9 protein-coding genes are annotated in these 8,381 nt (G+C 60.2%); 5 read left to right on the forward strand and 4 right to left on the reverse strand.

The window, feature by feature from the left end; genetic code table 11:
• Positions 1-252: 252 nt before the first annotated feature.
• Positions 253-1,092 (reverse strand): hypothetical protein, encoded by an 840-nt coding sequence (locus tag ABIB54_RS17410; protein ID WP_354576793.1) that lies wholly within the window; start codon positions 1,090-1,092, stop codon positions 253-255.
• Between the two features lie 226 nt (positions 1,093-1,318).
• Between ABIB54_RS17410 and ABIB54_RS17415 the strand changes: the two genes are divergently transcribed.
• Positions 1,319-1,630 carry a hypothetical protein gene (locus ABIB54_RS17415; protein ID WP_354576794.1) on the forward strand — a complete coding sequence of 104 codons (312 nt, stop codon included), beginning with the start codon at positions 1,319-1,321 and terminating at the stop codon, positions 1,628-1,630.
• A gap of 173 nt (positions 1,631-1,803) precedes the next feature.
• Here ABIB54_RS17415 and ABIB54_RS17420 read toward each other — a convergent pair whose 3' ends face one another.
• The 3 genes from ABIB54_RS17420 to ABIB54_RS17430 form a co-directional block, all read right to left on the reverse strand.
• Complete coding sequence (locus tag ABIB54_RS17420; protein WP_354576795.1) at positions 1,804-2,424, reverse strand: FMN-dependent NADH-azoreductase; 621 nt, start codon at positions 2,422-2,424, stop codon at positions 1,804-1,806.
• 213 nt (positions 2,425-2,637) lie between these two features.
• Positions 2,638-3,096, reverse strand: coding sequence for a hypothetical protein (locus tag ABIB54_RS17425; protein WP_354576796.1), 459 nt, complete (start codon positions 3,094-3,096; stop codon positions 2,638-2,640).
• Positions 3,097-3,228: 132 nt separating this feature from the next.
• Positions 3,229-4,062, reverse strand: coding sequence for a hypothetical protein (locus ABIB54_RS17430; RefSeq protein WP_354576797.1), 834 nt, complete (start codon positions 4,060-4,062; stop codon positions 3,229-3,231).
• A 373-nt stretch (positions 4,063-4,435) separates the two neighbouring features.
• Here ABIB54_RS17430 and ABIB54_RS17435 point away from each other — a divergent pair, with 373 nt between their 5' ends.
• From ABIB54_RS17435 to ABIB54_RS17450, 4 genes are all read left to right on the forward strand, one after another.
• Complete coding sequence (locus ABIB54_RS17435) at positions 4,436-5,017, forward strand: recombinase family protein (RefSeq protein WP_354576798.1); 582 nt, start codon at positions 4,436-4,438, stop codon at positions 5,015-5,017.
• 622 nt (positions 5,018-5,639) lie between these two features.
• The gene (locus ABIB54_RS17440) at positions 5,640-5,948 is read left to right on the forward strand and encodes a thioredoxin family protein (RefSeq protein WP_354576799.1); all 309 of its coding nucleotides are present in this window, start codon (positions 5,640-5,642) and stop codon (positions 5,946-5,948) included.
• Between the two features lie 337 nt (positions 5,949-6,285).
• A complete protein-coding gene (locus tag ABIB54_RS17445) occupies positions 6,286-7,584 on the forward strand; it encodes a serine/threonine-protein kinase (RefSeq protein ID WP_354576800.1) in 1,299 nt (432 codons plus the stop codon).
• A gap of 89 nt (positions 7,585-7,673) precedes the next feature.
• Positions 7,674-7,982: an FIMAH domain-containing protein gene (locus ABIB54_RS17450; RefSeq protein WP_354576801.1), complete on the forward strand. Its 309-nt coding sequence runs from the start codon at positions 7,674-7,676 to the stop codon at positions 7,980-7,982.
• Positions 7,983-8,381 lie beyond the last annotated feature (399 nt).

The raw sequence follows: 8,381 nt of genomic DNA on the forward strand, positions 1-8,381 counted from the left end.
ACAGCGGAGAACTGTCCGGACCAAAAAACACGGAACCGTCCGGGATGTGTTGATACCCGAACGTCCGGAATGTCCTGCGCCATAACACATTCAGATCAGGAAGGGACCCCGACCGGGAAACAGGTGAGAATTTGAGCTCGGGTGGGCCGGGTTAAGGCCATTGAGATTAGGGCGGCGGGATCCTACTGGGGCATGAATTTCTCTGAGGCTGTGCGTCCCGAAAGGGGAACCTTGAGCGGGCAGATGGGCGGCTCAGCGTGTTGAAGTGATTTGCGTCACGATTCCGAGCGGTGGGATCCCAAAGGCGTAACCGCGGGTAGTTATTGTGACAAGGCGCGATGAGTAAAACGCTTTGCTGGCCGCTCGTTTCGAGGCTGCATCTGATTGAACGGCGAAGCTTCCGCAGTCTGTCATCATCGAATAGTTGCCGTCGAAGTTCCCGTACTCCTGGATTTGGCAACCGACGTGAACCATTGGGACGATCTCCGAAACAGTTCCGATGCCCAGCAGCACAACAACCACCCCGATCGGGACCAGCCATTTGGCCACGCTAACTCGGCGTTGAGATGCGGGCGAGCGGGCATCCCGCCGCGCGGCTAGGCGTTCGCGCCGAGCGCCGGTCGACGCGTGGTCACGTTGGAGGATCTGGATGAACACGTACACCGACGCGAGAGCGAGGGGTATCGCCATCCAGAACTCGACCGACTGTGCAATGTTGCCGACGACGAGACAAATGAGCCACGAGACGGCGACCGTGGCAAGGATGAGCAGTCCGAGGGGGAACCTGCGGAAGCGGAAGCTTGATGGGCGGTCCCGAAACCGTAACGTCACGATGATCGCGTTCGTGACCGCCGACAGCCCAAGAATCACGGCGAAGACGCTCGCTGCGAGGGTGTGAATAAGCGCGCCAGTGTATTCGTCATTACGGGCGATCCGGGAGGTGAGCGACTGCGCGACGATCCATCCGGCAATCGGAACGAGCACTAGCGCCCAGGAATGGATCACTGGCCAAAGGAACGGCCGCAAGTCTTGGGACGGTGCCGGGTCCGATGACGGCCGAGTGTCCTCATCAGACAGATCCTCGGCAGGCATGGACCGATCATTTCACTGAAGTGGAATTGCCCTCGTCGACGCACCGACCCGCGACCGGGCTCGTCGTCACAAGCGGGACGGCCACCGGACGGGATTTCGAACGCTCAGGAAAGCCCGCAGGAGACCACTTGAATCCGCCGGACCGCTATCGGTCACGTTCCGAGAGGACTGCTATCGAGGCAGTGTTCAGGCGCGACCATCGTTCGAGCGCTCGTATTCTTGGACAATGGATGCGGTGGCAGCAGTTGTCCCTTGGGTATGCGTCGCAATATTCGTGCTGACTGCCGTCGTGCTCTTCAAGCGTTCAAGAAACGGTGACTGGGTAGATGACGTTCGGCTCTCTCTGAACGCTCAGCCCCGTTTGAACTTCGTGCTCGCCGCCGTCATGGTCCTATGTGCGATTGGTGTGCTCGTCCTTGGAATCGGTTTTCTTCAGGCCGGATACAGATACGGTTGGGCTTTCTTCCCACTCGCTGGCTCTCAGTTGCTGATTGTCATCGTCTATACCCGAATCGCGCGAGCACCCTTCGACAATTGACCAGGACCAGTCCGACCAAACCGCCGCAGGCTACAGAGCGCCCGTTCGCGGAACGCTAAGCGACGCAGCTCGAGAACGAAAGCGACCATCGTAACGGGGAGGGCGCAGTCTGTGAAAGCGGAACGCATCTTCGGCGGTTATTTTCGCGGAAATAACCCGAGTGGCGGGCACTATCAGAAGTCCTGCGCATGAGCCTCTGCCTCGTGAAGGGCAGCTGCGATCGATTCGTTCACCAGGTCGTCCCAGGTGTGTTCGACAAGGAGAGTGCGCACGTCGCGGACGCCGATCGTCGTGAGGAAGAACGTGATGAATCCTGATTGGTGGTCCCACCGCGATGCTGGAGTCGGCCCATCCTCCGCGTAGTACTGCCCGCGGGAGAAGATCACCAGGGCGCGTTCGATATCGAGCGCCGGTCTGAAATGGGTGCCATCGAAGGTGAAGAGCATGTCACGTTGACAGACGAGGTCGATGAGCTGCTTCAGCTTGTATGGGTGCGACCAATTCCACATCGGAACTCCCAAAACAATGCGGTCGGCACGACGAAAACGTTCCGCGAGGTTCTGGATACGATCCCAAAGTCGCTGCTCAGTCTCGTTCATTTCCTCCCCGGACACGCCTTTGTACTTCGCTCCGATGGTCGTGGCATCGAACTCGGGGAGATTCTCCTGCCAGACGTCGAGGGTGTCGATGACCATATCGGGATGGTCTTTGCACATGGCTTTGAGGAAGGCGTTCGCGACCGTGACGGATGCTCCGTCGGAGCGTGGAGAGGAAACGATGTTCAGGATGTGCACGGGGTAGACCCTAGGCGCGGTCCCTGTGAATGGCTGAGGATTACGCCGGGGCGTGAGCCACCGGCCTCCCGCGAATAAAAAGCAGCGACCCGATCAGGGAACGCCAAGTGCACGAGTTGTCTTCCACAACGGTGCAAGCAACTGGGATTGCAGCAGAAGCGACCGGGATCGAAGCGCTGAGGCTAACGGTCCCCTGAGGAAGCTTTCGGCAGATCATCCGTCGCAGGTCCAGTTTTTGCCGAACGCCTCGCGAACTTTCACTTTGGCCTCGGTGGAACCCCAAGCATGGCTACCTTGACATCCGGCCTGTCCGACGCCGGCAACAAAGCCGTAAACGCCGACGTTGTAGAACGTGTATCGCTTTTGGCTGCCTTTGGAGTTTTTCGTCGTGGACCCGCTTGCCGACCCCTCAGGAATTGCGAGAACGGTTCCATCGGGGAACACAAGATCGACCCCCGTCAACTTGCAAGGTGCTTGCGTCTGGGTGTTTAGAGTCGCGACAGGAATCGGGTCGTGGCCGGGCGCGCAGTCAGAAATGGCGCTCTCTTCGGGCGTCAGCGTCAAAGCCTGACTAGAGCACCCGACGAGGACGAACGCCAAGATCACGATCCCTAGAAGTGATTTCTTCAACTGCTCCTCGTTCACAATCGTGTTGACCGGTGAGAGGCTCACGGACCCAAACCTACTTGGATTTGTCCGACGGGTCGGTTCTCCAATAACTGAGGCTCATTGGTGAGGGGCGCCCGCAGGGGAACCTGCTGTGCGGTGACGTCCTTTGCCAGAACCGTCATCGGCAGATCGAGGCTATTCGCCTTCCGTTGGAGCCGACAGCACCACGCGCCCAGCCTCGATTGCCCGATTCGCAGAATCAATTCGTCCAGTGTTGTTCCGGGCTGCTTCCAATGCGGCCGCAGCCTGCGTTAGTGCGCCAAGATTGCTCTTTTCAGCATCCAGTGCCGCAAACGTCTGCGCAACAGCGTGCTCGCGTTGGCCGGCAATATTGCCGGCGTTGAGCGCGGCTTGCTTTACAGCGACGGCGAACTGTCGGACCTTCGCGCCGTCGTCAGGGTTGCAGGTGACGACGCCTGCAAAGTCGGGTCCCTCGACCATGAGGTACAACTCGCGAGTGTCGTGAATCTTGCCTTTCTTGGCAACACCACCAACGATCGCGCCTACCGGCCCGAAGAGGAGTCCACCGGCGGCAACACGGGTGAACGTAGAGCGGCTGCTTGTAGCAAGATTCCCAGCGGTGTCGACGACTGCGTTCACCGATGGGTCAAGATTCCAGGTCCCCTGCGCCGTCTGGATGGTCGTCCCGGTGAGATTGATGAACCCATCCTTTCCGCGATAACCCGCAAGCTTCGTCGTACCGATCTGCTGTGCTTTCGACAATGCTTTCTCCGCGGCCTTCATCCGAGACTCGCGGGCCTTAACCTCCGACTGATGGGACTTCTCTGCACCCTTCACAGCCGCTTCATGCTCGACAAGCGCATCATGATGTTCCCGCTCCACCGGCGATAACGCATCGATCCGTGCCATCTCCTTCCGGCGCTTCGCGCGGATGAGAAAGAACGAGCCGACTGCGGCAGCGATCAAGATGATGACCACGATGAGAACGACGATGGAGCTCGAGTTCATGGATTACTTTCTGAGTTCGGGGGAAGCTACCTCACCATAGCGAGCTTCAGAAATCCGCTCTCGCCCCAGTGCGGGGGACCGGTCAGAAGCTTCCCGAGCAAGGTCCTACCAAAACCATCCCCCACATATCACCGTTACGGCCGAAGCGTCTCTTCCCTCTTTCGACGACCCACGGGGCATCACGGCATCGGACCGACTTGGGAAGCCGATCTCGTATCAGGTGCCCGCAAGTGGGACGACTATCGGACGCGAAATTAGGCCTTCCAGGAGGGGCCAATTGTCGGGATTTGCAGCATAGGAAGGGTGCCCGGGTGGGGGCCGCTTACGGGATTGTTCTTGACCCCTCGACCGGCCGAAGTGCACCGTTCGAACTATGAATGAATTTCTGATCGGATACGCACGCGTGTCCACGAATGAGCAAGATCTCACCGCCCAACAAAACGCCCTGGAAGCTCTTGGCGTTAGATCGAACTTGATCTACACCGACCACGGACTCACCGGCACAAACCGGGCACGCCCCGGCCTTCGCGAAGCACTCGCCGCTTGCCGGAACGGCGACACTCTCGTGGTTGCCAAACTCGACCGGCTGGCCCGTTCGCTTCGGGATGCGAAAGACATCATTGACGAGCTCACCGTGAAGGGCGTCAAGCTCAGCATTGGCGGATCCGTCCATGATCCGACCGATCCGGTCGGGCGCCTGTTGTTCAACGTTCTCGCGATGGTGGCCGAATTCGAGTCCGACCTCATCCGCGCCCGAACGCGAGAAGGGATGCAAGTGGCCAAAGCGAAAGGCCACTTACGGGGCAAGCAACCGAAGCTGTCGACAGCTCAGCAACGCCATCTGATGGAAGTTCATCGGGCTGGGACGCATTCCACGAGCGAGCTTGCTGAGCTGTTCAATGTCGCCCGCTCCACCGTGTACCGCACCGTTCAGCGACAGTCGGTCGACCGCTGAAACATACCGGCCGTCTCCAGTTGCCGAGCCATGCAAGTCGGCAACGGGACAGCCGGCCCAGGGGGCGGCAGCAATCAGTTCGAGGGTCGAGCCGTGTCACAAGGGAACCTGTTGCGGTGAGTGGCGTGAGAGTAGTTGGTCAGTTCCACCCGGAATATCCGATGGCGTGCTGGGCCAGGAACTAAAAAAGCCCTCGCCAGCTACCCGAAAGCTAGTGAGGGCCTATCGATTCGAGTCGCTTACCCTAGACGCCCTCGAATCGGTATAGCTCCAAACTACGCTGACCGTCGCGAACGGCCAGTCCCCGAACGGGGGTGTATCGCCGGGAACCAGTGGCCTCCACTTGTCGGCGAGCTCGGAGTGCTCCGTGCGCCACAAGCGGAACCCCTCACCGACGAGTTCGGGAGCAAAGCTGGCTGTCGCTTCGCGAGCTCGGGGTGTGTCAGAAGGGAACGTCTCCTGGCCCAAATAGTCTCACGACATGACATTGCGGATCTTCCCCGGCGATCGGCGCACCTTCAACGGCGCCATCATCGAAACCGGCACTGGACTCCTACCGTCTCGCCCACGCTCGCGACCAGCGCCGTGGTGCCCAGTCCCCGTCAGGAGGATGATCAGGTGCATGATCTTCGAAATTCTCCATATCGATGCCTGCCCGAACTGGATCGAGGCCGGCAAGCGTCTCGAGGACGCCCTCACTGCGACCGGGCACGGTGATACACCTGTCAAATACCGTCTCCTTGCCATCTCCAACGATGCAGCCCAGGTCTCCTTCGCCGGCTCTCCGACGATCACCCTCGACGGACACGACCTGTTCGAGTCTGGCGGCAGGACCACCGATCTCGCCTGCCGCATTTACTTCACCCCTACCGGGCTAGCGGGACTCCCGACAACCGAGCAACTCATCGACGCGATCACCTCTCATGAGTAGTGACCGGAACCTCGTCTGCTCCTGCTGCGGGAAACTCTTCCAGCGACACCAGCTCCACGCGCTCGAGGATGGCGCCGCATACATCTGCCGACGCTGCGGACTCTGGATCGCACTACGACCATCTCGCGACAAACGAGAAAACCACACACATAGCTGATCGGCGCTCTGACCTCCAGCAGCTATGAGAAACTCACTGCCGCTGACCGCGGCAGAGATGTCTTGCACTCCGTCATGATGTGCATCAAGTCGTTAGGAGAAGCCCTCAAGTGCGGGTCGACCATCGTCTCAGCCCGGCCAACTCGTCTACCATGGTGTGCGCAGGGCTAAGGAGGTTCGCGTGCCGGTTCGCAGTCCCGCTCGACCAACCTCGAGCGAGGATGACGAGGTCATCGGAAGTGTGATCGGTGGCCGCTATCGCGTCACTAGCCTCATCGGCCGCGGAGGCATGGCGTCGGTGTACCGCGCCGCCGATCAGTCGCTACCGCGTGAGGTGGCACTCAAGCTGATGCTGCCGGGGATGGCGGACCCTGAAGAAATACGCCGCCAACGCAATGAAATCGATACCCTAGCAGCGCTCAACCACCACGCACTCGTGACCCTCTTCGACGCGGGTACCGAGAAGACACAGGCCGGTGATCGCGTGTTTCTCGTCATGGAATTCGTTGACGGGCCCAACCTTCGCGAGGTGATGACAGCACCCCTCCCGCCAAGACTGGTCGCGCATCTTGGCGCCGATATCGCAGAAGCGTTGCATTACATGCACGGCCGGGGCATCGTGCACCGGGACATCAAGCCGGCCAACATCCTGCTGGCACACTCGGAACTTCCCGACCGGCAATACCACGCGAAGCTCGCCGACTTCGGTATCGCCCAATTGGTCGACGGTACAAGACTGACCTCGACCGGCCTGATCATCGGTAGTGCGAGCTACCTGAGCCCGGAACAGGCGCGCGGGGGCGCAATAGCGGGAGCGTCCGATGTTTACTCGCTCGGTCTCGTGTTGTTGGAAGCCTTGACCGGCGAGAAAGCCTTCCCGGGAAACACGATCGAGACGATCAGCGCGCGGCTGAACCGTGCACCGACCGTGCCGGACACACTAGGCGATCACTGGGCTCAGCTTCTGAGAAACATGACAGCCCTCGACGCTGAACATCGGCTACCGCCAATGGACGTTGCCGTCGTTTTACGGGAACTCGCCAACTCAGACAACGGTGTGGCGGTGAATGATGAAACCCCTCTCGACCTACGTGAACCGCCTATTGATGAAGTCGGCGACGCAACCTCGCTGCAGGCAACCAAGGTGTACACCGCGGTGGTAACAGGAGCAACCGAGGTGTTGAACCGGCCGGAGGAGTCGCACCAGGTTGCACCACGAGTGAGGACTTCGCAGTCCAGGCGTCCGCAGCCGAAACGGTCGGAACCGAGACCCAGCGCACCGAAGCGCCCGCTCGGGGTGATCCGCAAAAGGACCATCGGCTTCGCTCTCGCTGCCGTCGTAGTTATCGCCGCTACGGTGGGGGTGGTCGCCTGGTCGAACTCTCAGCCTCCGGCCGCCCCACCCGCACCGACATATCCGGCAGTATCCGGCACGCTCGGAACACACCTCAAGCAGCTTCAGGAAAGCGTGACACCGTGAGTGGTTCGGGACATTGGACCGAGCGAGTCGCCGCGGTAACGTGCACGGTCGTTTTGGTCGCCGTGGCACTCAGTGGGTGTGCGCCGTCCGTGCCCGGGATCGACTCTGCGGCTGCCGCACAATTGCAAACATCCGTCTCCGCCGTCACCCAGGCAGCCGCCACCGGCAAACCCGCAAATGCGATCGCCGCTCTTGACGCCCTTGAGGCACAACTGCGACAAGGCACGGCCTCCGGGGCAATAAACGCTGATCGGAGTGCTCGAATTCAGGCATCGATCGACCTGGTCCGCGGCGACCTCACCGCCGCACTGCCCACGCCGTCACCGTCCCCGACGGTCCAGGCCCCAGGTAAGCAAGGAAACAACGACAAAGGCGATAAAAAAGGTAAGGGCGACTAGGCATCAACGTCCTCGAACTGCTCACATAATCCACCCTCGGAACGCTGTTCTGAGTCGCTTACAACACAAAGGCGGCCTTCCGCCCCAACAAATCACTTTGTTATGCCCGCAAGAGGGACGCTCTGCGGGCGGAGGCTTGCGATTTCACTGGCCAGCGAATTCACGCGGTTGCGGTAGGGAACGCGTGCCCGGATGGGGGCGGCTTACGGGATTGTTCTTGACCTGGCAATGGGCCAAGAGCACCGTTCGATTAATGAATGAATTCATGATCGGATACGCACGCGTATCCACGAACGAGCAAGATTGACGGCGCTCAGCGAATTTCCCCGGTCTTGCTCATCGAAGTTCCCCAGGTCGCGGGGTTAGGTTAGCGCAGGTTCGTGCCGGTGGTGACGCGGC

This window comes from Frigoribacterium sp. UYMn621 (assembly GCF_040549525.1).
In the GTDB taxonomy this organism is placed as follows: domain Bacteria; phylum Actinomycetota; class Actinomycetes; order Actinomycetales; family Microbacteriaceae; genus Lacisediminihabitans.

What these genes read in the sequence shown, in the direction of transcription:
- ABIB54_RS17410 (WP_354576793.1), bottom strand. Translation starts at nt 1,092, where the DNA reads ATGCCTGCCGAGGATCTGTCTGATGAGGACACTCGGCCGTCATCGGAC.
- ABIB54_RS17415 (WP_354576794.1), top strand. Translation starts at nt 1,319, where the DNA reads ATGGATGCGGTGGCAGCAGTTGTCCCTTGGGTATGCGTCGCAATATTC.
- ABIB54_RS17430 (WP_354576797.1), bottom strand. Translation starts at nt 4,062, where the DNA reads ATGAACTCGAGCTCCATCGTCGTTCTCATCGTGGTCATCATCTTGATC.
- ABIB54_RS17440 (WP_354576799.1), top strand. Translation starts at nt 5,640, where the DNA reads ATGATCTTCGAAATTCTCCATATCGATGCCTGCCCGAACTGGATCGAG.
- ABIB54_RS17435 (WP_354576798.1), top strand. Translation starts at nt 4,436, where the DNA reads ATGAATGAATTTCTGATCGGATACGCACGCGTGTCCACGAATGAGCAA.